Raw genomic sequence first — 23744 nt, 5'->3', positions numbered from 1 at the left:
GGCATCGGCCCGAAGTTCACCCACAATCCCGCCGGTGCCGATTTTGCGCACCGCAACCGCCCATCGCGAGGAACGCCAATGAAGTGTTTGACCCGCAGCCCCCTCCCAACCGTTGCCGCCCTGCTCCTGGCGATGGTGCTGACTGCTTGCGGGGGAGGAGGTGGTGGTGGCGGCGGAGGTGGCGGCATCGCCCTTGTCGGCGGCGGCGCAGGCGCTGGCGCAGGGGGCGGCACCGCCCAACCTTGCACTTCATCTGCCGGTTCGGCCCAGCTGCCAGCCCGCGATGCACTCATTGCGCGCGCCAAGTGCCTGGAGCTGGACACGCCCTACGTGCCACCACCCGGCGATGTGCTGGAGCACAACACGTCCGGCTATGCCAAGGCCATGTGCTCGGCGGTCTTCATCACCGGACTCGATCCTGCAGTCGCCGCCGAAACCGTCGGGTACTTCACGGGGCCGTACGAACAGCGCAAGAAGGTGGGAGCGCCGGTGGTCGACCGCACCAAGAAGGAGGTCCGCATCACGATGCCCAACGGCGGCCCGACGCTGGTGGCCCGCCACTTCGGATCGCAGGGTTGCATCACGCTGCCGCCCGGCAAGGACGACGTTTTCTTCACACCCGTCAATGTCAAGAGCGCGCTGGCCGACCCCACGACCGTGCCCTGGCCCATGGGCGATGTGCTGCCGAACGACCCGCCGCCCGCCGACGTCGACATGGCCAAGGTGAACCAGGCCCTCAGCGCCGCCTTCGAAACCACGGAGGCCTACACTGCGGCCTTCGTGGTCACGCACAAGGGGCGGCTCATCGGCGAGCGCTACATGAGCGGCATCAACGCGACAACGCCGCTCGAATCATGGTCGATGGGCAAGAGCGTCGTGGCCACGATGATGGGCGTGCTGATCAAGCAGGGCGTGTACAAGCTCGACCAGCCCGCGCCGATTCCCGAATGGCAAGGTGCCGGCGACGGCCGCCAGCAGATCCGCATTGCCGACATCCTGCGCATGTCCAGCGGGCTGCGCATCAAGGCCCCGGACGATCCGGACTTCGATCCCAACGGCACCTACCCCGATCACATCTACTACTACACGGGGCGGATCAACGCCTTCAACTACGCCGCGACCCGACCGCAGCAATGGCCACCCAACACGGTGGGCCGCTACCGCAACACCGATCCGGTGCTTGCCAACTACCTGGTCCGCCTTGCGGTCGAGAAGCGCGGCGAAGAGTACCTCTCGTTCCCGCAGCGCGCCATCTTCGACAAGATCGGCATCCGCTCCATGGTGATCGAGACCGATCCCTACGGCAACTTCCTCACGCAAGGCTACGACTTCATGTCGGCCCGCGATTGGGCCCGGCTGGCCAATCTCTACCTGCAGGACGGCGTGTGGAACGGGGAGCGCATTCTTCCCGAGGGGTTCGTCAATTTCGTGAGCACGGCCGCACCGGCCTGGGCCGCAGACCAGCGCCCCATCTACGGGGGATTCTTCTGGATCAATGGAACGGGGGCACTGGCGGCACCGACGACGGCCTACTACATGCTCGGCGCAGGGGGCCAGTTCGTGCTCGTGATTCCGTCGCACGATCTTGTGGTCGTGCGCATCGGCCACTCCAAGGGAGAGCGATTCGCGACCTCGACCCTGAACAAGGCACTCGCGCTGCTGACCGCAGCAGTGCCACGCACGCGCTAGGGTGTGGGGGTCAGGGTGCAGCGGGCAGAAGGCCCGCGATGCCGTACAGCGCGGCCAGCTCGCGCAGGCGCGGCGACAGGCGCTTGACAGAGAACCCCCGGCCCAGCGCGCTCGATTCGCGCCGGCACTCGAGCAGCACCGCCAGCGCGGAGGAATCGAACTGGGCCAGCGCCGTGGCGTCGACCACGGTGGACGACGAATCGGTCTGGCCCTTGAGCCCCTGCTGCAGCATGCGCATGCAGGCAGGAGCCTCGTCGTGGGTGAGTCGGGAGGGAAGGACCAGCATGGCGTGCGCCCGTCAGCCCTTGCCGTTGCCCTTGTTGCGCGCGGCCAGCGCGGCAATCAGGCCATCGATGCCACTCTTGTTGATTTCCTGCGCGAACTGGGTGCGGTAGGTGTCGACCAGCCACACGCCCAGCACGTTCAGGTTGTAGACCTTCCAGCCAGCGCCCTGCCCCGGCGTCTTTTCGAGGCGGTAGTCCAGCTGCACCGGATCGCCGCGGCCCTTGACCTCGGTGCGCACGAGCACGTCGGTGTCGGTGGGCGCGCCGCGGAACGGGCGGATGGTGACGGTCTGGTCGCTCACCTGGTCGAGCGCGCCGGCGTAGGTGCGCACGAGCAGGGTCTTGAACTCGTCCTGCAGGCGCTTTTGCTGCTCGGGCGTGGCCTGGCGCCAAGCCGGGCCGACGGCCGAGGCGGTCATGCGCTGGAAGTTGACGTTGGGCATGATCTTGCTGTCGACCAGCAGCATGATCTTGTTGATGTCACCGGCTTTGATCGACGAGTCGGCCTTGATGGTCTCGAGCACGTCGGTCGACAGGCGCTTGACGAGCGCGTCGGGGGCTTCGTCGGCCGCGAATGCGCTCTGATGCACGAAGGCGGTGGCGGCGCCGAACAGCAGCGCGCCGGCCAATGCCAGGCGGCCCAGGTCGCGTCGTTGCAGCAAGATCTTGTTGTTCATGGTGAGTCCCTCAGGTTGAATTGTCTTCCCTGCACGGTGCAGCCAATGGCTCCGTGCTGAGACAGGAACGGTTTCGACAGGCGCCAGGCCGACCGGGTTCCTGAAGCGGAGGTGAAGCCTTGCAACCGGATGCAAGCAGGACCACCCCGTCCGCCCCCTTTTGCCGTCACTTGCCGGCGTTGTCGTCTTCCGGCGGGTTGCCGTCGTAGACCTGGTTGCGGCGGCGCTGCAGGAAGGCATCGCGCGTGAACGAGTACTTGTCGAGCGCGGCTTCGTCGAGCAGGCGGGTGGCACCCAGGTAGCGCGAGCGGGTGTCCACGACACGCAGGCCCGCCAGCGAATTTCGCCAGGCGATGTCGTGGATGTGGCCCTGCGCGTCACCATACATGTCGAGCGGCCGGGCGATCGTGTCGCGCAGCGTGGAGGGGCCGAGCAACGGCAGCACGACGTACGGACCGGCGCCCACGCCCCAGTAGCCCAGCGTCTGGCCGAAATCTTCCTCGTGGCGCGGCAGGCGCGCCTCGGAGGCGACGTCAAGCAGGCCGCCCAGGCCGAAGAAGGTGTTGACGTTCAGCCGCATGAAGGTCTCGGCGCTGTTCTGCAGCTTGAGCTGGGCCACGTTGTTGGCCAGGCTCCAGATGTCACCGAGGTTGCTGAAGAAGTTGGTCACGCCCTGGCGCACCAGCGAGGGCACCACGTTCTGATAGGCGGTGGCCACGGGCTCCAGCACGGCTTCGTCGACGGTGTCGTTGAAGCGCGTCATGCCGCGGTTGTACGGCTCGAAGGGGTCGGTCGGGCTTGCGCCGGATCCGGTGGCGCATCCGGCCACAAGGGCGAAACCGACGGTGGCGGTGGCCCAACGGGCGGAGCTAGCTACACTTTTAATAGCAGTCGACGAAAAAAGTCGTGTGGTCATTTCTTGTTGGCTGTTCCCGGCGCCGTATTCCCCTCGGCGGCCTTGCTGTACAGGAACTGGCTGATCAGGTTCTCCAGCACCACGGCCGATTGGGTCGCGGTGATGGTGTCGCCGGCTTGCAGGTTCTTTTCCTCGGCGCCCGCCTCGATGCCGATGTACTGCTCGCCGAGCAGGCCACTGGTCAGGATCTTGAGCGAGCTGTCCTTGGGAAAACTGTAACGGTTTTGCAGCGCCAGCGTCACATCGGCCTGAAAGGCCTTGTCGTTGAACGCGATGGATTCCACACGACCGACCACCACGCCAGCGCTCTTGACCGCGGTCTGGGGCTTGAGCCCGCCGATGTTGTCGAAACGCGCGGTGACCGTGTAGGTCTTCTGGAAGTTCAGGCTCAGCAGGTTGGCCGACTGCAGCGCCAGGAACAGCAATGCGGCGCCGCCGATCAGCACGAACAGGCCGACCCAGATGTCGTTGGTGGAACGTTGCATGGTTTGCACTCTCTGTCTAGAACGATGGAGCCAGGGGCCCTTTAGATACTGAACATCATGGCGGTGAGCAGGAAATCGAGCCCCAAGACCGCCAGCGACGCCATCACCACGGTGCGCGTGGTCGCGCGCGACACGCCCTCGGGCGTCGGCTGGGCCTCGAAGCCCTGCAGCAACGCGACGAAGGTCACGGTGAAACCGAACACGATGCTCTTGATGACGCCGTTGCCGACGTCGCGCCAGACATCGACGCCGCCCTGCATCTGGCCCCAGAACGCGCCCGGGTCGACGCCCAGCATCAGCACGCCCACGACATAGCCGCCCATGATGCCGACCGCGCTGAACACGGCCGCCAGCAGCGGCATGGTGATGACGCCGGCCCAGAAGCGCGGCGCGAGGATGCGCTGCACCGGGTCGACCGCCATCATTTCCATGGCGCTCAACTGCTCGTTGGCTTTCATGAGACCGATCTCGGCCGTCAGCGAGGTGCCGGCCCGGCCGGTGAACAGCAGGGCCGCCACCACGGGACCGAGTTCGCGCACGAGGCTCAGCGCGACCAGCAGGCCGAGCGCCTCGGACGAGCCGTAGCGCTGCAGCGCGTAGTACATCTGCAGTCCGAGCACGAAGCCCACGAACAGGCCCGACACGCCGATGATGGCGAGCGAGTAGTTGCCCAGGAAATGGATCTGGTCGCGCACCAGCCCGAAGCGGCGCATGATCTGCGCGCCCGGGCCGAGCAGGCGCAGGAACAGCTTGGCCGCGTGGCCCATGTCGGCCAGTTGGCTGCGCACGGCAAAGCCGACGTCGGCGGGCTTCCACCAGGTCATGAGCGCCCTCCTTCGCCATTGCCGAAGTCGTCTTCGATGCTGACGCCCGGGTAATGGAAGCGCACCGGCCCGTCAGGCAGTGCATTGACGAACTGGTGCACCAGCGGATCGACGCTCTCGCGCACCTCATCGGGCCGCCCCTGCGCGGCGATGCCGCCGTTGGCCAGGATGATCACGTGGTCCGCGATGCGGAAGGTTTCCTCGAGGTCGTGCGACACGATGATGCTGGTGAGGCCGAGCGCATCGTTGAGCTGGCGGATCAGCCGCGCGGCCGTTCCGAGCGAGATCGGGTCGAGCCCCGCGAAGGGTTCGTCGTACATCACGAGGTCGGGGTCGAGCGCGATCGCGCGGGCCAGCGCCACGCGCCGCGCCATGCCGCCCGACACCTCGCTGGGCATCAGGTCGCGCGCGCCGCGCAGGCCGACGGCGTCGAGCTTCATGAGCACGATGTCGCGCACCAGCGCTTCCGACAGCTGCGTGTGCTCGCGCAACGGAAAGGCCACGTTGTCGAACACGCTGATGTCGGTGAACAGCGCACCGAACTGGAACAGCATGCCCATGCGGCGCCGCGCCGCATACAGCGTCGCGACATCGAAGTGGCCGACATCCTTCCCGTCGAACAGCACCTCGCCGCGTTGGGCGCGCTGCTGGCCGCCGATGAGGCGCAGCACGGTGGTCTTGCCGCCACCCGATGCCCCCATCAACGCCGTCACCTTGCCGCGCGGCACGGAAAACGACACGCCGTCGAGGATCGCGCGCGCGCCGTAGCCGAACGTGACATCGCGGAATTCGACGAAGGAGGAAGACGTGGGTGTGGCTGGGTCCATCTCAATAAAAAAGCCGGGCGCCTTCTCAGGCATCCCGGCATGCGGTTTCCGCGGATGATAACGGGGCCGCGAACGGCGCCGCTTCAAATGAAACAAAAATCAGCGCGGTAAGTCGCTGAATCCCATCAAAAATTCGTCGACCGAACGCGCCGCTTGACGGCCCTCGCGAATTGCCCACACCACCAGCGATTGGCCGCGGCGAATGTCACCTGCGGCGAACACCTTGGGCACATTGGTGGCATAGCCGCCGATGAAGTCGACCGTGGCGCGCGCGTTGCCGCGGGCGTCCTTCTCGACACCGAAGGCGTCGAGCACGGTGGCCACGGGGCTGATGAAGCCCATCGCCAGCAGCACCAGGTCGGCCTTGAGGATCTGCTCGCTGCCGGGCACTTCCTGCATCTTGCCGTCCTTCCACTCGACGCGCACGGTCTTCAGGCCGGTGACCTTGCCCTTCTCGCCGATGAACTCCTTGGTCGAGATGGCGAACTCGCGCTCGCAACCTTCTTCGTGGCTGGAGCTGGTGCGCAGCTTGATCGGCCAGTAGGGCCAGGTCAGCGGACGGTTCTCTTCTTCCGGCGGCTGCGGCATCAGTTCGAACTGCGTGACGCTCACGGCGCCGTGGCGGTTGCTGGTGCCCACGCAGTCGGAGCCGGTGTCGCCGCCGCCGATGACGATGACGTGCTTGCCTTCGGCGCGCAGCTGGCCCTTGACCTTGTCGCCTGCGTTGACGCGGTTCTGCTGCGGCAGGAACTCCATCGCGAAGTGGATGCCGTCGAGATCGCGGCCGGGCACCGGCAGGTCGCGCGACTGCTCGGCGCCGCCGGTGAGCACCACGGCGTCGAAGTCTTTCTGCAGCTGCTCGGGCGTGACGGTTTCCTTGGCCAGGTTGGTGACCTTGGAGCCCTTGCCCAGCGGGTCTTTGGCGGCGCCGACCATCACGCCGGTGCGGAAGGTCACGCCCTCGGCCTTCATCTGCTCGACGCGGCGGTCGATGTGCGACTTCTCCATCTTGAAGTCGGGGATGCCGTAGCGCAGCAGGCCACCGACACGGTCGTTCTTCTCGAACAGCGTGACGTCGTGGCCGGCGCGCGCCAGTTGCTGCGCGGCGGCCATGCCGGCCGGGCCGGAGCCCACCACGGCGACCTTCTTGCCGGTCTTGTGCTTGGCGACGCGCGGCGCCACCCAGCCTTCGTCCCAGGCGCGGTCGATGATCGCGTGTTCCAGCGACTTGATGCCGACCGCGTCGTCGTTCACGTTGAGCACGCAGGCCGCCTCGCAGGGCGCGGGGCAGATGCGGCCGGTGAACTCGGGGAAGTTGTTGGTCGAGTCGAGCACCGCGAAGGCGTTCTGCCAATCGTCGCGGTACACGAGGTCGTTGAAGTCCGGAATGATGTTGTTGACCGGGCAGCCGCTGTTGCAGAACGGCGTGCCGCAGTCCATGCAACGTGCGCCCTGCACCTTGGCCTGGTCGGTGTTCAGGCCGACGACGAATTCCTTGTAGTGCTTGACGCGCTCTTCGACAGGCTTGTAGCCCTCTTCGATGCGCTCATGCTCCATGAAGCCGGTGATCTTTCCCATCGTGCTTTCCTCTGTTCTTCGTATCTATGGCGCGCTCAGACGGCGGCCGTGGCGGGCGCGGCCAGTGCGTGCGGCTCGAGCCCCACATGGGCGTTGTTGCCGCTGCTGGCCAGCTCGACCTGGCGGTCGTGCAATTCGGCCAGGGCGCGCTTGTACTCGTTCGGGAACACCTTGACGAACTTGGTGCGCGACTCGGCCCAGTTGTCGAGCAGCTCGCGCGCGCGCTTGCTGCCGGTCCAGCGGTGGTGCTCTTCGAGCAGCTTCTTGAGCTGCGCTTCGTCGGTCTCGCCGCCGTGCCAGATCTTGCGATGCACGCTGGCGGTCTGCTCGGCCGAGGTGAGCACCTTGTCGAGCGACACCATCGAGAGGTTGCAGCGCGAGGCGAACTGGCCGTCTTCGTCATAGACGAAAGCGACGCCGCCGCTCATGCCGGCCGCGAAGTTGCGGCCCGTCTTGCCGAGCACGGCCACCGTGCCGCCGGTCATGTATTCGCAGCCGTGGTCGCCGGTGCCTTCGATGACCGCCGTGGCACCCGAGAGGCGCACTGCGAAACGCTCGCCGGCCACGCCGCACAGGTAGGCCTCGCCGGTGGTCGCGCCGTACAGCGCGGTGTTGCCGACGATGGTGTTGCGCGCAGCTTCACCGCGGAAGTCGAGGCTGGGGCGCACCACCACGCGGCCGCCCGAGAGGCCCTTGCCGGTGTAGTCGTTGGCGTCGCCGATCAGGTACAGCGTGATGCCGCGTGCCAGGAAGGCGCCGAACGACTGGCCGCCCGTGCCTTCGAGCTGGATGCGGATCGAGTCGTCGGGCAGGCCTTGCGGATGCACCTTGGTCAGCGCGCCCGAGAGCATCGCGCCCACCGAGCGATTGACGTTGCGCGCCACTTCGATGAACTGGACCTTCTCGCCCTTGTCGATGGCGGGACGCGACTTCTCGATGAGCTTCACGTCCAGGGCGCGCTCGAGGCCGTGGTCCTGGTTCTCGACATGGAAACGCGGCACGTCGGCCGGCACGATCGGCAGCGCGAACAGGCGGCTGAAATCCAGGCCCGAGGCCTTCCAGTGCTCGATGCCCTTGCGCATGTCGAGCAGGTCGGCGCGGCCGATCAGGTCGTCGAACTTGCGGATGCCCAGCTGGGCCATGATCTGGCGCACTTCTTCGGCAACGAAGAAGAAGTAGTTGACGACGTGCTCGGGCTTGCCCGAGAACTTCTTGCGCAGCACCGGGTCCTGCGTGGCCACACCCACCGGGCAGGTGTTCAGGTGGCATTTGCGCATCATGATGCAGCCCTCGACCACCAGCGGCGCGGTCGCAAAGCCGAATTCGTCCGCGCCCAGCAGCGCGCCGATGGCGACGTCGCGGCCGGTCTTCATCTGGCCGTCGGCCTGCACGCGGATGCGGCTGCGCAGGCGGTTGAGCACCAGCGTCTGCTGCGTTTCGGCCAGGCCGATTTCCCACGGGCTGCCCGCATGCTTGATCGACGACCAGGGCGAAGCGCCCGTGCCGCCGTCATGGCCGGCGATCACGACGTGGTCGCTCTTGCACTTGGCCACGCCTGCAGCGATGGTGCCAACGCCGATTTCGCTCACCAGCTTCACGCTGATGCTCGCGTGCGGCGCGGTGTTCTTCAGGTCGTGGATGAGCTGGGCCAGGTCCTCGATCGAGTAGATGTCGTGGTGCGGCGGCGGCGAGATGAGGCCCACGCCCGGCACGGCATAGCGCTGCTTGCCGATGTACTCGGTGACCTTGCCGCCGGGCAGCTGACCGCCCTCGCCCGGCTTGGCACCTTGCGCCATCTTGATCTGGATCTGGTCGGCCGAGTGCAGGTACTCGGCGGTGACACCGAAGCGGCCCGACGCGACCTGCTTGATGCGCGAACGCAGCGAGTCGCCGTCGTTCAGCGGCAGGTCGACCTCGACGTTGGCCGCGCCGATCACGCTCTTGAGCGTGTCGCCCTGCTTGATCGGGATGCCCTTCAGCTCGTTGCGGTAGCGTGCCGGGTCTTCACCGCCTTCGCCCGTGTTGCTCTTGCCGCCGATGCGGTTCATGGCAATGGCGAGCGTGGCGTGCGCCTCGGTGCTGATCGAGCCCAGCGACATCGCGCCGGTGGCGAAGCGCTTGACGATTTCGGCAGCCGCTTCGACCTCGTCGACCGGAATGGCCTTGGCCGGGTCGATCTTGAACTCGAACAGGCCGCGCAGCGTGAGATGGCGGCGGTTCTGGTCGTTGATGAGCTGCGCGTATTCCTTGTACGTGTTCCAGTTGTTGGAGCGCGTGCTGTGCTGCAGCTTGGCGATGGCGTCGGGCGTCCACATGTGCTCTTCGCCGCGCGTGCGCCAGGCGTATTCGCCGCCGGCGTCCAGCATGTGGGCGAGCACGGGGTCGTCGCCGAAGGCGGCCTTGTGCATGCGGATGGCTTCCTCGGCGATCTCGAAGACGCCGATGCCTTCCACGCGGCTGGCGGTGCCGGTGAAGTACTTGTTCACCGTCTCGGTGTTCAGGCCGATGGCTTCGAAGAGCTGCGCGCCGCAGTAGCTCATGTAGGTGCTGACACCCATCTTCGACATGATCTTCGACAGGCCCTTGCCGATGGCCTTGACGTAGTTGTAGACCGCCTTGTCGGCGCTCAGGTCGCCCGGCAGGTCGGCGTGCATGGCCGCCAGCGTTTCCATCGCGAGGTACGGGTGCACGGCTTCGGCGCCGTAGCCGGCGAGCACGCCGAAGTGATGCACTTCGCGCGCCGAACCGGTTTCGACCACGAGGCCGGCGGTGGTGCGCAAACCTTCGCGCACGAGGTACTGGTGCACGGCCGACAGCGCCAGCACGGCGGGGATCGCCACTTGCGTCGGGCCCACGCCGCGGTCGCTCACGATCAGGATGTTGTGGCCGCCCTTGATGGCATCCACGGCTTCGGCGCACAGCGAGGCCAGCTTGGCTTCGACGCCTTCATCGCCCCAGCCCAGCGGGTAGGTGATGTCGAGCACGTAGCTCTTGAACTTGCCTTGCGTGTAGCGGCCGATGTCGCGCAGCTTCGCCATGTCGGCGAAGTCGAGAATGGGCTGGCTCACTTCGAGCCGCATCGGCGGGTTGACCTGGTTGATGTCCAGCAGGTTCGGCTTGGGGCCGATGAAGGACACCAGCGACATCACGATCGCTTCGCGGATCGGGTCGATCGGCGGGTTGGTCACCTGCGCGAACAGCTGCTTGAAGTAGTTGTACAGCGGCTTGTTCTTGCTGGAGAGCACGGCCAGCGGGCTGTCGTTGCCCATGGAGCCGATGCCTTCTTCGCCGGCCTGCGCCATCGGGCTCATCAGGAACTTGATGTCTTCCTGGGTGTAGCCGAAGGCCTGCTGGCGGTCGAGCAGCGCCACCTGGCTCACGGGGATCGCGGCCGGCTCGGCCTTGACGCTGTCGAGCTTGATGCGCAGGTTCTCGATCCACTGCTTGTAGGGCTTGCTGTTGGCGAGGGTGGCCTTGACCTCCTCGTCGTCGATCATGCGGCCCTGCTCCAGGTCGATGAGGAACATCTTGCCGGGCTGCAGGCGCCACTTGCGCACGATCTTCTGCTCGGGCACGGGCAGCACGCCCGACTCGGAGGCCATGATGACCAGGTCGTCGTCGGTCACGCAGTAGCGCGAGGGGCGCAGGCCGTTGCGGTCGAGCGTGGCGCCGATCTGGCGGCCGTCGGTGAACACGATGGAGGCCGGGCCGTCCCACGGCTCGAGCATGGCAGCGTGGTATTCGTAGAACGCGCGGCGGCGCGTGTCCATGGTGGCGTGCTGTTCCCAGGGCTCGGGAATCATCATCATCACGGCCTGGCTGATGGGGTAGCCGGCCATCGTCAGCAGCTCGAGGCAGTTGTCGAAGGTGGCGGTGTCGGACTGGCCGGCGAAGCTGATCGGGTAGAGCTTCTGCAGGTCGGCGCCCAGCACGGGCGACGACATCACGCCTTCGCGCGCCTTCATCCAGTTGTAGTTGCCCTTGACCGTGTTGATTTCGCCGTTGTGGGCGACATAACGGTACGGGTGGGCCAGCGGCCACTCGGGGAAGGTGTTGGTCGAGAAGCGCTGGTGCACCAGGCCGAGGGCCGAGACGCAACGCTTGTCCTGCAGGTCGAGGTAGTAGGTACCGACCTGGTCGGCCAGCAGCAGGCCCTTGTAGACCACGGTGCGGCTGGACATGCTCGGAACGTAGTATTCCTTGCTGTGCTTGAGCTTCAGGCGCTGGATGTTGGCGCTGGCGGTCTTGCGGATCACGTACAGCTTGCGCTCCAGCGCGTCCTGCACGATCACGTCGTTGCCGCGGCCGATGAAGATCTGGCGCAGCAGCGGTTCCTTTTCGCGCACGGTGGGCGACATGGGCATGTCGCGGTTGACCGGCACGTCGCGCCAGCCGAGCAGCACCTGGCCTTCGGCCTTGATGGCGCGTTCCATCTCTTGTTCGCAGGCTTCGCGGGAGGCGTGTTCCTTCGGCAGGAAGATCATGCCGACGCCGTATTCGCCCGGCGGGGGCAGCGTGACGCCCTGCTTGGCCATTTCTTCGCGGTACAGCAGGTCGGGCAGCTGGATCAGGATGCCCGCGCCGTCGCCCATCAGCTTGTCGGCGCCGACGGCGCCGCGGTGGTCGAGGTTCTCGAGGATCTTCAGGCCCTGCAGCACGATGGCGTGGCTCTTCTCGCCCTTGATGTGGGCGACGAAGCCGACGCCGCAGGCGTCGTGCTCATCGGCACCGGAATACAGACCGTGTTCTTGGAGGTGTTGAATCTCGGCAGCCGTCGTCATGGCGCGCTCCTTCAGTTTTCGCAGGGAAAGGGAGCATATTGCGATGCACAAAGAATGCCAAACACTTTAATGAGGGTCAGATTCCCATTAAATCTTGAGTTTTCTTGTCAGAATTAAATTAGGGACACGTTAAAAATAGCAGCACAACGCCCAACAAGGGCGCGGCCTTCGGCCGCTTTCAGTCTGGATCTTTGGCGGGCGCAGGCGGCCGGCCGGCCTTGGCCTTGATCACGCGGCGCTCGGTGGACTTCTGCAGGCTGTCCAGAAAACCGTCGTCGCCGGCCGCCCAGCCGCGCAAGGTGGCCTCGGTCAGGGCCTGCTGATCGGCCGCGCGGACGCCTCCACGCACCAGTTCGGCATACGCCGCCTCCCGCGCAAAGGGCGTGTTGCCGAGCTCCCAGTACAGCGGATGCGGCGTCAGCAGTCGGTCCTGCCGCAAGCCGGCGTAGTGGCCGTGGCTGGACCACGGGAAGTCGCGCGCCTCGGCGACCATGCCGGCGCGTACCGGATTCAGGTCGATGTAGGCCATGCAGGTCAGCAGGTAGCGCTCGGTCTGGATCAGGGTCGATCTGTAGCGTCCTTCCCACAAGGTGCCGCTGCGGCCGTGGCGGTCGTTGAAGTAGCGCACGTAGCTGCGCCCGACCGACTGCATGAACTGCGGCAGGCCCGTGGCACTGTCGGGCGTGGCCAGCAGGTGGAAATGGTTGTCCATCAGCACGTAGGCATGCAGCGCGATGCCGAAGCGCGCGGCATTCTCGGCCAGCAGGCCGAGCAGCTTCTCGTGGTCGGCACGGTCCACGAAGATCGGCTGGCGGTTGTTGCCGCGCTGGATCACGTGGTGCGGCATGCCGGCCAGCGTGAGACGGGGGAGACGGGCCATGGGAACGATGGACGACGCCGTCCGGGCACTCAATCGGCGAGGCGGAAGCGCGTGTCGCCCAGCGTGTCGAGCCCGAACTGCGCCAGCAGCTCGCGCAACCGCGTCGCCGCACTCGCCTTGCGCTGGCCGGTGTAGCGCGCCAGGATCAGCTCGTTCTTCATGCTGTGCTCCCAGCCGACCAGCTCGGTGACCGTCACGCTGTAGCCGTTGGCTTCCAGGTACAGGCAGCGCAGCACGTTGGTGAGCTGGCTGCCGATCTCGCGCGTGTGCAGCGGATGGCGCCACAGCTCGGCCAGCGGCGTGCGCGACAGGGCCAGCGCCTTGGTCTCGCGCAGGCAGGCCGCCACTTCGGCCTGGCAGCAGGGCACGAGCACCATGCAGCGCGCTTTCTTGGCCAGGCCGAAGGCGATGGCGTCGTCGGTGGCGGTGTCGCAGGCGTGCAGCGCGGTGACCACGTCGATCTGCGCCGGCAGCTCGCTCGCCTGCGCCGACTCGGCCACGGTGAGGTTCAGGAACGACATGCGCCCGAAGCCCAGCTGCTGCGCCAGCGCGCGGGAGCGCTCGACCAGCTCGCTGCGCGTCTCGATGCCGTAGACATGCCCGCCCTGCCGCGCGCGGAAGAACAGGTCGTAGATGATGAAGCCGAGGTACGACTTGCCCGCCCCATGGTCGGCCAGCGTGGCCTCGGCGCCCTCGCCCGGCAGCTCGCGCAGCAGCTGCTCGATGAACTGGAACAGGTGGTAGACCTGCTTGAGCTTGCGTCGCGAATCCTGGTTGAGCCGGCCTTCGCGCGTGAGGATGTGCAGCTCCTTGAGGAGCTCGACGGACTGGCCCGGCCGCAGGACTTCGGCCAGCTCGGCTTCGGCCTTCGCAGCCTTGTTGGTGGGGTGGGCTTTCGCGGGACGGGGCATGGTGTTCTTGTTGTTCATGGCGTGGCGCTTCCCGGGCCGACGTCGAGCGCGGTCCAGCCGTCAGGGCCCAGGGCTTCGAGCGTCTCGATGTTGCGCTCGAAGATCGCCTCGGCCTCGGGAAAGGCCTCGACCGCGCGGTCCACGCTGTCTTCGCGCAGCAGGTGCAGCGTGGGGTACGGCGCGCGGTTGGTGGCGTTGGTGATGTCGTCGGCCTCGGTGCCGGCGAACTGGAAATGCGGATGGAAGCTGGCGAGCTGCAGCACGCCGTCGAAGCCCGCGCGGGCGAGCTTGCGCTCGGCGCGCTCGGTGAAATCGTTGAAGTCGAGAAAGTCCGCCAGCGCGTGAGGGACGATCAGCAAGGTGGTGTCGCGCACCTCGGCATCGAGCGCCACGAGCGCGCGGGCCTCGGCCAGCAGCGCATCGATGAGGCGGCCTTCGTGGGTGTCGAGGTAGGTGACGTAGTGGATCTGCCCCTTCACATGCACCGCCTTGGCGAAGGGGCACAGGTTGAGGCCGATCACGGCGCGTTCGAGCCAGCGGCGGGTGTCGGCTTCGGCCTGCGCGGCGTCGATGACCGTCGGGTCGCTCATGCCGTGGCCTCCGTCAGTCGGCGGATGCGCCCGAGGCGCGCGGCGACCGCCATGCCGGCGAGCGAGCAGGCCAGCGTGGCGGTCCAGGTCCAGTGCCAGCCACCGACGCGATGCGCCAGCCAGGCCACCGCCGGCGGCGCCAAGAACTGGCCGAGCGACGACGCCTGCTGCATCAGGCCAACGGTGGTCGAGACGGTGCTCGGCCCCGGCGCCAGCCGCACGCCCAACAGGAACAGCGTGGCCGGCACCATGCCGCCGCCGAGTGAAAAGGCGCAGATCGCGGCATAGCGCAGCGCGGGCGGCAGGCCCAGCGCGTCGGCGCCCTGCCCCACCTGCGCGAAGGCGGCGACGCCGCCCAGCGCCATGGTCAGGAAACCCCATTGCAGCAGGCGCTCGGGCGCCACGCCGCGCTGCAGCCAGCGGCCGCCCATGAGGTTGCCGACGATGTTCATCGCCGCGGCCAGCGCGGTCAGCACCGCGCTCCAGGCGGCCGGCACCTTGGCGTCGGCATAGATGGCGGGCAGGAAACCGATCACGGCCATCCACTGGGATGAGTACACGGCGAAGGTCAACGCGACCAGCCACGGCGCGCGCGCGCCGACCGTCTCGCGCAGCCGCGACGCCCATCCGGAGGATGCGGGCTGCAAGCTCGCGCCGACCACGCGGGGCCGGTCGCGCGGCACCGCCAGCCACACCCAGAGTGCCGCTCCCGCCGACACCAGCGACAGTGTCCACCACCAATCAGCCCACCCGCCCCAGCCGATCAGGGCCGGACCGATGAGCAGCGCAAGCGCCACGCCGAGCGGCATGTAGGCGCCCCACAGGCCCAGCGCGGCCTTGTCGGCGCCCGCTGGCGTGAGTGCGCGAATGAGTCCCGGACCGGGCATCACCGCCATCAGGAAACCGATGCCTTCGGCCGCGCGCAGCATGAACAGCCACAGCACCGCATGCGACCCGCCCAGCAGGCCAGCGCCGACGGCGCCTCCGAGCAGGCTGGCCGTCGTCAGCACCGCCAGCCCGACGAGCATGCTGCGCCGCAGACCGATGGAATCGGCCGCGAGCCCGGCCAGCAGCCCGAGCGTCATGCTCGCGACCTGGACCAGCGAGAGCAGGAAGCCCGCCTCGACCAGGTCGATGCCCAGCGACGCCTGCAGCGCCGGCACGGCGGGCGGCAGCTTGCCCAGGTGCAGCGCGGCACTGACGCCGCCCAGCACGACGGCGAAGGCCGCGGTCGGCACGCGGGTCAACGCGCTGTTCGAGCGCACGGCCGCCGTCATGCGATGCCCCGGCGGCCGGTCAGCCGTTCGTGCTCGCGCATGGCGAAGCGGTCGGTCATGCCGGCGATGTAGTCGGCCACGGCGCGGTGCCGGTCGCGGCGCTCGGCGTACGAGGCGGGCATCTCGGTGCCGCGCGCCAGGTAGGCGTCGAACAGCCCGCGCACGACCTCGCTCGCCTGGTCGGTGGTCTGCGTGACCTGCGGGTGGCGGTAGAGGTTGCGGAACAAGAACTGCTTGAGCGCCTCCGACTGCGCCTGCATGACGCCGCTGAAGGCCACCAGCGGTGACGCCTGGCGCACGGCGTCGGCATCGGCGGGCGCCAGCGCCTCGATGGCCGCGCGCGTCGTGTCGATCACGTCGTAGACCTGCGCGCTGAGCATGCGGCGGATGGTTTCATAGAGCACGCGCCGGCCTTGGCCCTGCAGGTGCGGATGCTCGGCCAGCGCTTCGCGGCGGTAGCACTCGAACAGCTCGACATCGGCCAGCTGCTCGACGCTGATGAGGCCCGAGCGCACGCCGTCGTCGATGTCGTGCGCGTTGTATGCGATGGCGTCGGCCAGGTTGCACAGCTGCGCCTCCAGCCCCGGCTGCGTGCGGTCGAGAAAGCGGCGCGCCACGCCCTGCGGCTCGGCGGCTTCAATGCGTTCGGCGTTAGCGCGCGAGCAATGCTTGAGGATGCCTTCGCGGGTCTCGAAGCTGAGGTTCAAGCCGTCGTACTGCGGGTAGCGGTGCTCCAGCGCATCGACCACGCGCAGGCTCTGCAAGTTGTGCTCGAAGCCGCCGTGCTCGGCCATGCAGGCGTTGAGCGCGTCCTGGCCCGCGTGGCCGAAGGGTGTGTGGCCCAGGTCATGGGCCAGCGCGATCGCCTCGACCAGGTCTTCGTTGAGCCGCAGCGCGCGCGCGATGGAGCGGCCCAACTGCGCGACTTCGAGCGAATGCGTGAGCCGCGTACGGAACAGGTCGCCTTCATGGTTCAGGAACACCTGGGTCTTGTAGACCAGCCGGCGGAAGGCGGTGGAATGGACGATGCGGTCGCGATCGCGCTGGAAGGCGTCGCGCGTGGGCGCGGGCGGCTCCGCGTGGCGCCGTCCGCGCGAGCGCGCGGGGTGGCAGGCGTACGCCGCAAGGCTCATGCCACGCAGCACTGCGCGAGCACGTCGCGCACCATCGCATCGGGCGCGCTGCGCACGACGGCGGAGCCGGGTCGGTCGATCACCACGAAGCGGATCTCGCCGGCTTCCGATTTCTTGTCGACGCGCATCAGCTCCAGGTAGCGCTCGGCGCCCAGCGCCGGTCCCACGGTGGGCAGGCCGGCGCGCTCGATCAGGCGGGTGAGCCGCGCGACAAAGGCCGCGTCGACGCCGCCGAGCCGCTGCGACAGCTGCGCCGCCATGACCATGCCGCAGCCGACGGCTTCGCCGTGCAGCCACTCGCCGTAGCCCAGGCCCGACTCGATGGCATGGCCGAAGGTGTGGCCGAAGTTGAGGATGGCCCGCAGGCCGGTCTCGCGCTCGTCCTGGCCGACCACCAGCGCCTTGATCTCGCAGCTGCGCTTCACGGCATGGGCCAGCGCGGCCGGGTCGCGCGCCACCAGCGCTTCGATGTTCGACTCGATCCAGTCGAAGAAGGCCATGTCATAGATCGGGCCGTACTTGATGACCTCGGCCAGACCGGCGCTCAGTTCACGCGGGGGCAGCGTCTGCAGCGTGTCCAGGTCGCACAGCACGAGCTGCGGCTGGTAGAACGCGCCGATCATGTTCTTGCCCAGCGGGTGGTTGATGGCCGTCTTGCCGCCCACCGAGGAATCGACCTGCGCCAGCAGCGTGGTCGGCACCTGCACGAAGGGCACGCCGCGCATGTAGCTGGCGGCGGCGAAGCCGGTCATGTCGCCCACCACCCCGCCGCCGAGCGCGAACAGCACCGTCTTGCGGTCACTGCCGTGGCCCAGCAGGGCGTCGAAGATCAGGTTGAGGGTCTCGAGGTTCTTGTATGCCTCGCCGTCGGGCAACTCGAGCAGGTGGACCGTGCGAAAGCGCTTGGCCAGCACGGTCCGCAAGGCCTGGGCGTAGAGCGGCGCCACGGTGGTGTTGCTGACGATCAGCGCGCTGGCAGCCGCGGGAACGACACCGAAGCTGACGGGGTCTTCCAGCAGGCCACCGCCGATCAGGATCGGGTAGCTGCGCTCGCCGAGCTGGATCTCGACGCGTTCGGGCTTTGGCGGGGCGGAAAGTGCGGGCGAAACAGACAGGGACATGGCCGCGAGTTTAGGCGCTCGGGCCTGTCGGGGTCAGTCCGAGGGCTCTTCCGGATGGGCGCCGGGTTCGACCACCCCGGCCAGCTCGAGCTGCATCACGATGAGGTTGACCAGCACCGCGATCGACGGCCGGCCGGTGTCGACCACGTCATGGGCCGTTTCCCGGTAGAACGGGTCGCGTGCATCGTGCAACTCGCGCAGCCTGCCGAGCGGGTCGGCCACCTGCAGGAGCGGGCGCTTGACGTCGTGGCGCAGGCGCCGGAACAGGTCTTCGGGCGAGGAACGCAGGTAGATGACGTGGAAATGGTCGCGCAGCTGCTGCCGATTGGCCTCGCGCAGCACGGCGCCACCGCCGGTCGCCAGCACGCCATGGGGGTGGGCGGCCAGGTCGGCGATGACCGCCTGCTCGATGTCGCGGAAGGCGGCTTCGCCCTCGCGGTCGAAGAAATCACGGATCGTGCAGCCGATGCGCTGCTCGATCACATGATCGGTGTCGATGAAGGGAGTGTTCAGCCGAGCGCCCAGTCGCCGGCCCACTGCGGACTTTCCGGCGCCGGGCAACCCGACAAGTGCGACCGCCACGCGGTGGCTGCTACGCCCGCGCGTCAGCGCGCGGCGTTGCGGTCGGTAATCATCTTCGGGGTGATAAAGACGAGCATTTCGGTCTTGTTGGCAACGCGTTCGCGCTTGCGGAACAATGCCCCCATGTAGGGGATTTCACCCAGCACCGGCACGCGCGATTCGTCATTGGTTTCGGTGAGCTCGAAGATACCACCGATGACGACCGTGCCGCCGTTCTCGACCAGCACCTCGGTCTGCACGTGCTTGGTGTTGATGGCCGGGCCCGCCGAGGTGTTGACGCCGCGGGCGTCCTTGCTCACGTCCAGCGTGAGGATGATGTTGCCTTCGGGCGTGATCTGCGGCGTGACTTCAAGCTTGAGCACCGCCTTGCGGAACGAGATCGAGGTCGCGCCGCTGGAGGTGGCCTGCTGGTAGGGGATTTCCTCGCCCTGCTCGATCAGCGCCTTGGTCTGGTCGGCCGTGATGACGCGGGGGCTGGAGACCAGCTTGCCCTTGCCATCGGCTTCGAGGGCCGAGATTTCGAGGTTCAGCATGCGCGACAAGCTCGAGTTGAACAGCGAGATCGCGAAGGTGCCTGCGGCGTTGCCGGTGCCGCCAGCGTCGCCGGCGGGCAGGTTGATGAAGTTGGAGTTGGTCCAGGTGGCTGCTGCGCCGCCGACGCCGCCGCCGTTGGTGGTGGCAGGCATGACGCCGAAGGTGCCGTAGGCGGGATTGCCGTTGGCCGACGCGACGCGTTCGCGGGAGATACCGCCGCCCATCCGCACGCCGAGCGACTTGCCGAAGGTGTCGGAGGCTTCCACGATGCGCGCTTCGATCAGCACCTGGCGGACGGGAATGTCCAGCTTCTGGATCAGGTCGGTGACCTGGGCCAGGCGCGAGGGAATGTCGGACACGAACAGCTGGTTGGTCCGCGATTCGGCGATCACGCTGCCGCGGGGGCTCAGGATGCGCGAGGTCGCGCCGCCGCCACCACCACCGCCGCCACCCGCCGATGCACCAGTCCCCGTCAGGCCCTGCGCAATGGCAATGGCCTTCGTGTAGTTCAGCTGGAACGACTGCGTGCGCAGCGGCTCCAGGTTCTCGATCGCCGCCTTGGCTTCGAACTCGAGCTTTTCCTTGGCGTTGATCTCGTCCTTGGGCGCGATCCACAGCACGCTGCCGTTCTTGCGCATGCCCAGGTTCTTCGCCTGCATGATGATGTCGAGCGCCTGGTCCCAGGGCACATCCTTCAGCCGCAGTGTCAGTGCGCCGCTGACCGAGTCCGAGGTCACGATGTTGAAGTTCGTGAAGTCGGCAATCACCTGCAGCAGCGAGCGGATCTCGATGTTCTGGAAGTTGAGCGACAGCTTCTCGCCGTTGTAGCCGACGCCTTGCGTGAGCTTGCTCGGGTCGACCTTGCGCGCGCGGACTTCCACCACGAACTGGTTCTCGCTCTGGTAGGCGCTGTGCTCCCAGTCGCCCTTGGCATCGATCGTCATGCGCACGCGATCGCCCGATTGCTGCGAGGTGATCAGTTGCACCGGCGTACCGAAATCGGCCACGTCGAGGCGGCGGCGCAGGCCTTCGGGCAGCGTCGACTTGGTGAATTCCACGACCAGGCTCTTGCCCTGCTGCTTCACGTCGACGCCGACCTGGTTGTTCGGCAGGTCGACCAGCACGCGGCCGGTGTTGTCGGCGCCAAGGCGGAAATCGACGTCGCGCAACGGCAGCGTGTCGCGGTTGCGGTTCTCGGCGAAAGTGGTCGCCGCGGAAGCGGCGAGCGCCGTGCCAGCCACCGGCTCGAGCACCACCAGCAGCGACTTGCCCTGGATCTCGGCCTTGTACGCCGTGGCCTGCTTCAGGTTCAGCACCACGCGGCTGCGGTCACCGGCCTGCACCACGTTGACCGAGCGCAGGTTGCCCTGGTTCACCTCGATGGCCGAACGCCCGATGGCGTTCGTCACACCCGGGAAGTCCAGCGCGATGCGCGCCGGCGTCTGCACCGAGAACCCGGCGGGCACGGCAGTGAGCGGCTGCGCCAGGTCGATGCGGATCACTTCCGCGCCCGACTGGGTCGAGCTCGTCACCGACTCGATCGCGTTTTGCGCATGGGCGACGGCCAGGGCACCGAAAGCCAGCAGACCCAGCCCGGCGGCGCGCAGCCACTGTGCCATCGTTGATTTTTTATGGTTCATTTCGCACTCTCTTGCAACTGCAGCGTGGCTACGCGTTCGATCCATTCGCCCGCGGCGTCCTGCACGATCTCGCGCAGGGCGACTTCGGTTTCGTTGATACGGGTGATGCGCCCGTAGTTGAGCCCCAGGTATTCGCCGACGCGCACCTTGTAGAGCAGCTTGTCCACACGCACGAGCGCCACCGGCTGGCCGTTGCGGTTCATGCTGCCGACCATCGCCATCGTGTCGAGCGGGAACGCTTCGAGGGCTTCCTTGCGGCGCGCCAGCTCCGGCGCGATCAGCTCGGACGTGCTCGGCTGGTTCGACTCCCGGCGCAGCGCCTGGGTCAGCTTCAGCATGTTGAAGGGCTCGAACGACGACGCCTCGGTGTAGGCCTGCGGCGTGAACTTCTTGGGTTCGGAGATCGGCGGCACAGAGGGCTTCACCTGCGCGCGCTGCTCGACCATCCAACGCTGCAGGTCTTCCTGGTCGGAATCGCCGCAGGCGCTCAGGCCCAGCGCGGCCAGTGCCAGCCACAGGACTTTGGCGACCGGCTTCATTTCTTCGCCTTCGGCGCCGTGGCGCGTTTCTGGGCGGCCCGCTCGTCTTCGTCGAGGTAGCGGTAGGTGCGCGCGGTGGCGTCCATCGTCAGCACGTCCTTGTCCTTCTGCGGTGTGACGGTCACGTTGTTGAGCGTCACGATGCGCGACAGGCTGGCCACGTCGGCCGCGAAGGCGCCCATGTCGTGGTAGCGGCCCGTGACGCGCACGGCGATCGGCAGCTCGGCGTAGTAGTCCTTGACCGACACCTGGCCCGGACGGAACAGTTCGAACTGCAGGCTGCGGCCGAGGCCCGCCTGGTTGATGTCGGAGAGCAGTGCGTCCATTTCCGCCTTGCTGGGCAGTTGCTTCTCGAGCAGGATCACGTACTGCTGCACCTGCTCGCGCTGCTTCTTCAGCAGGTCGAGGTTGGCGGCTTGCGCCACTTTCTTCTGGTAGTCGGTCCGGAGCGTGACTTCCTTGGCGCGCTCGGCTTCGAGTTCGTCGTTGGAGTTCGTGAGCCAGACAAACCACAGGCCCGCCAACACCAGCGCGGACACGGCCAAGCACAGCGCGTAGCGCGGCACCGCCGGCCACATGGAAGGATCGTTCGGATTCAGTCCGCGGAACTGGTCGCCGAAGTTGCGCAATGCGGTGGCGACGTCGACTTTGGGGAGGGATCGGTTGCTGATGGCCATGATCGATTACCCCTTCGCCTGCGCCTTGGCGGCCAAGGCCTTCTCGGCCTCCGCCTTCTGGGCGTCGGTGGGCCGCTTGAGGCCGATGCGCATCGTGAAGTTCGCCACGCGGCGCTGGTCGCGCTGGCTCAGGTTCACGTTGGCCGAGGTGATTTCGACCAGCTCGGGCTTCACCAGCCAGGGGCTGTTGTTGCCGAGGTTGCGCAGCAGTTCCGACACGCGCTCGTTCGACTGCGCCATGCCTTGCAGGGTCACGGTCTGGTTCTCCTGCTTCATGCTGGTGAGGTAGACGCCGTCGGGCAGTTGCCGGACGAGTTCGTTGAGCAGGTGCACGGGCAGATTGCGGTCGCCTTGCAGGTCTTCCACGGCCAGCTGGCGCGCGCGCAAGGCTGCGATTTCTTCCTGCAGCGTCGAGATTTCCTTGATCTCGACTTCGAGCTTCTTGATCTCGGCCTGAAGGAAACCGTTCTTCGATTGCTGAACCGAAATCTGGGCCTCGAACCACAGGTAACCGAGGCCGGCGATCAGGGCGCCCAGCAGCGCGGCACCACCCAGGGTGCCGTAGAAAGCCTCGCGGCGGCGCTTGCGCGCGGCTTCGCGGTGCGGAAGCAGATTGATCAGGATCACTGCAGGAACCTCCGCATGGCCAGGCCGCAGGAGGTCAGATAGGAAGGCGCTTCGCGACGGACCTTCTTCTCGCGGATGCTGGGGCCGAAGTCCATGCCGTCGAACGGATTCACGAGCGAGCAGGCAAAAGAGGTCTGGCGGGTCACGGCATTGGTCAGCCCCGGCAGCGACGACGAACCACCGGCCAGCAGCACGTAGTCGACGCGGTTGTGCGGCGTGCTGGTGAAGAAGAACTGCAGCGCCCGTGCGATTTCCTGCGCGATGCTTTCGACGAAGGGCTTGAGCACGCCCGAGCCGTAGTCGTCGGGCAGGTCGCCGCTGCGCTTCTTGGCTTCGGCTTCCTCGGCGGAAAAACCGTACTGGCGCACGATCAGCTGGCTCAATTGAGCGCCGCCGAAGGCCTGGTCGCGGTCGTACAGCACTTCCTGGTTGCGCAGCACCTGCATGCTGGTCGTGAAGGCACCGACTTCGAACAGCGCCACGATGGCGTCCACGCCCTTGCCCGGCAGTTGCTCGATCAGGCGCGCGGTTGCGAGGCGCGAGGCATACGACTCGACGTCGAGGATCATGGCCTTCAGGCCCGCGGCTTCCGCCAGGCCCTCGCGGTCCTGCACCTTCTCCTTGCGGGAGGCGGCGATCAGCACTTCCACGTCGCCGACGGAGGTCGTGCTCGGCCCCGTTACGCAGAAGTCGAGGCTCACTTCATCGAGCGAGAACGGGATGTACTGGTTGGCTTCGGATTCGACCTGGATCTCGAGCTCCTGCTCGCTCATGCCGCCCGGGAGAATGATCTTCTTGGTGATGACCGCCGAGGGCGGCAGCGCCAGCGCCACGTTGCGGGTCTTGGTGCCGCTCTTGCGCACGACACGGCGCACGGCTTCGGCGACTTCGTCGAATTTCTCGACGTTGCCGTCGGTGATCCAGCCGCGTTCGAGCGGTTCGATGGCGCAGCGCTCCAGGACCAGCTTGCCGCTGGCCTCACGGCCGAGCTCCACCAGCTTCACGCTGGACGAACTGACGTCCAGTCCCAGCAGGGGGGCGTTCTGACGACGAAACAATGATCCAAGAGCAGCCAAGTTAGGTCCCTCTCCCCCTGTTATTTGTAACCAATGGAAAAATATGCGTTCGGTTGCATGCTAGCAGCAGGCACAGCGCCCACCAAGCGTGCAGAA

The 23744-nt window shown here is 67.0% G+C and carries 21 protein-coding genes; 1 reads left to right on the top strand and 20 read right to left on the bottom strand.

Going from position 1 to position 23744, the window contains the following annotated elements; translation table 11 throughout:
* Positions 1–78 precede the first annotated feature (78 nt).
* Positions 79–1689 (top strand): serine hydrolase domain-containing protein, encoded by a 1611-nt coding sequence (locus tag AC1RL8_RS22345; RefSeq protein ID WP_492686172.1) that lies wholly within the window; start codon positions 79–81, stop codon positions 1687–1689.
* A 10-nt stretch (positions 1690–1699) separates the two neighbouring features.
* On the opposite strand, the gene AC1RL8_RS22340 is transcribed toward AC1RL8_RS22345, so the two are convergent.
* The 20 genes from AC1RL8_RS22340 to AC1RL8_RS22245 all read right to left on the bottom strand — a co-directional run bounded on the left by AC1RL8_RS22340 (position 1700) and on the right by AC1RL8_RS22245 (position 23648).
* Positions 1700–1975 (bottom strand): STAS domain-containing protein, encoded by a 276-nt coding sequence (locus tag AC1RL8_RS22340; RefSeq protein ID WP_492686173.1) that lies wholly within the window; start codon positions 1973–1975, stop codon positions 1700–1702.
* A 12-nt stretch (positions 1976–1987) separates the two neighbouring features.
* Positions 1988–2650, bottom strand: coding sequence for an MlaC/ttg2D family ABC transporter substrate-binding protein (locus AC1RL8_RS22335; RefSeq protein WP_062471721.1), 663 nt, complete (start codon positions 2648–2650; stop codon positions 1988–1990).
* 166 nt (positions 2651–2816) lie between these two features.
* Positions 2817–3566, bottom strand: coding sequence for an MlaA family lipoprotein (locus AC1RL8_RS22330; protein ID WP_492686174.1), 750 nt, complete (start codon positions 3564–3566; stop codon positions 2817–2819).
* A complete protein-coding gene (gene mlaD / locus AC1RL8_RS22325; protein ID WP_062471729.1) occupies positions 3563–4051 on the bottom strand; it encodes an outer membrane lipid asymmetry maintenance protein MlaD in 489 nt (162 codons plus the stop codon). The genes AC1RL8_RS22330 and mlaD overlap by 4 nt, the downstream gene beginning before the upstream one ends.
* A gap of 41 nt (positions 4052–4092) precedes the next feature.
* Positions 4093–4875, bottom strand: coding sequence for a lipid asymmetry maintenance ABC transporter permease subunit MlaE (gene mlaE / locus AC1RL8_RS22320; protein WP_062471733.1), 783 nt, complete (start codon positions 4873–4875; stop codon positions 4093–4095).
* Positions 4872–5735 (bottom strand): ABC transporter ATP-binding protein, encoded by an 864-nt coding sequence (locus AC1RL8_RS22315; protein WP_070059938.1) that lies wholly within the window; start codon positions 5733–5735, stop codon positions 4872–4874. Before AC1RL8_RS22315 ends, mlaE begins: the two co-directional genes overlap by 4 nt.
* 66 nt (positions 5736–5801) lie before the next feature.
* On the bottom strand, positions 5802–7280 hold the full coding sequence (locus AC1RL8_RS22310) for a glutamate synthase subunit beta (protein ID WP_070059939.1): 1479 nt from the start codon (positions 7278–7280) through the stop codon (positions 5802–5804).
* A 35-nt stretch (positions 7281–7315) separates the two neighbouring features.
* Positions 7316–12061, bottom strand: a complete 4746-nt coding sequence (locus AC1RL8_RS22305) for a glutamate synthase-related protein (RefSeq protein WP_307695401.1) — start codon at positions 12059–12061, stop codon at positions 7316–7318.
* A gap of 178 nt (positions 12062–12239) precedes the next feature.
* Positions 12240–12941, bottom strand: coding sequence for a transposase (locus AC1RL8_RS22300; protein ID WP_492686175.1), 702 nt, complete (start codon positions 12939–12941; stop codon positions 12240–12242).
* A gap of 29 nt (positions 12942–12970) precedes the next feature.
* Positions 12971–13852, bottom strand: coding sequence for a class I SAM-dependent methyltransferase (locus tag AC1RL8_RS22295; protein WP_159278667.1), 882 nt, complete (start codon positions 13850–13852; stop codon positions 12971–12973).
* Positions 13853–13866: 14 nt separating this feature from the next.
* Complete coding sequence (locus tag AC1RL8_RS22290; protein ID WP_492686176.1) at positions 13867–14442, bottom strand: DUF1415 domain-containing protein; 576 nt, start codon at positions 14440–14442, stop codon at positions 13867–13869.
* A complete protein-coding gene (locus AC1RL8_RS22285; protein ID WP_492686177.1) occupies positions 14439–15719 on the bottom strand; it encodes an MFS transporter in 1281 nt (426 codons plus the stop codon). Before AC1RL8_RS22285 ends, AC1RL8_RS22290 begins: the two co-directional genes overlap by 4 nt.
* Positions 15716–16852 carry a deoxyguanosinetriphosphate triphosphohydrolase gene (locus AC1RL8_RS22280; RefSeq protein WP_390346394.1) on the bottom strand — a complete coding sequence of 379 codons (1137 nt, stop codon included), beginning with the start codon at positions 16850–16852 and terminating at the stop codon, positions 15716–15718. Before AC1RL8_RS22280 ends, AC1RL8_RS22285 begins: the two co-directional genes overlap by 4 nt.
* Entirely contained in the window at positions 16849–17973 is a 1125-nt protein-coding gene (gene aroB, locus AC1RL8_RS22275; protein WP_492686178.1) for a 3-dehydroquinate synthase, read from the bottom strand. The genes AC1RL8_RS22280 and aroB overlap by 4 nt, the downstream gene beginning before the upstream one ends.
* Positions 17974–18006: 33 nt before the next feature.
* Positions 18007–18555, bottom strand: a complete 549-nt coding sequence (locus tag AC1RL8_RS22270; RefSeq protein ID WP_062471759.1) for a shikimate kinase — start codon at positions 18553–18555, stop codon at positions 18007–18009.
* 23 nt (positions 18556–18578) lie between these two features.
* Complete coding sequence (locus AC1RL8_RS22265; RefSeq protein ID WP_492686179.1) at positions 18579–20729, bottom strand: type IV pilus secretin PilQ; 2151 nt, start codon at positions 20727–20729, stop codon at positions 18579–18581.
* A complete protein-coding gene (locus tag AC1RL8_RS22260) occupies positions 20726–21268 on the bottom strand; it encodes a pilus assembly protein PilP (protein ID WP_492686180.1) in 543 nt (180 codons plus the stop codon). The genes AC1RL8_RS22265 and AC1RL8_RS22260 overlap by 4 nt, the downstream gene beginning before the upstream one ends.
* On the bottom strand, positions 21265–21945 hold the full coding sequence (locus AC1RL8_RS22255) for a type IV pilus inner membrane component PilO (RefSeq protein ID WP_070059947.1): 681 nt from the start codon (positions 21943–21945) through the stop codon (positions 21265–21267). The genes AC1RL8_RS22260 and AC1RL8_RS22255 overlap by 4 nt, the downstream gene beginning before the upstream one ends.
* A gap of 6 nt (positions 21946–21951) precedes the next feature.
* A complete protein-coding gene (locus AC1RL8_RS22250; protein ID WP_492686181.1) occupies positions 21952–22572 on the bottom strand; it encodes a PilN domain-containing protein in 621 nt (206 codons plus the stop codon).
* Positions 22569–23648, bottom strand: coding sequence for a pilus assembly protein PilM (locus tag AC1RL8_RS22245; protein WP_062471776.1), 1080 nt, complete (start codon positions 23646–23648; stop codon positions 22569–22571). Before AC1RL8_RS22245 ends, AC1RL8_RS22250 begins: the two co-directional genes overlap by 4 nt.
* Between the last annotated feature and the right edge of the window lie 96 nt (positions 23649–23744).

Source organism: Variovorax sp. GW822-FHT04E09 (assembly GCF_058800845.1).
Note: the sequence above shows the minus strand (reverse complement) of the source record. Positions and strands in the feature narration are given on the sequence as shown.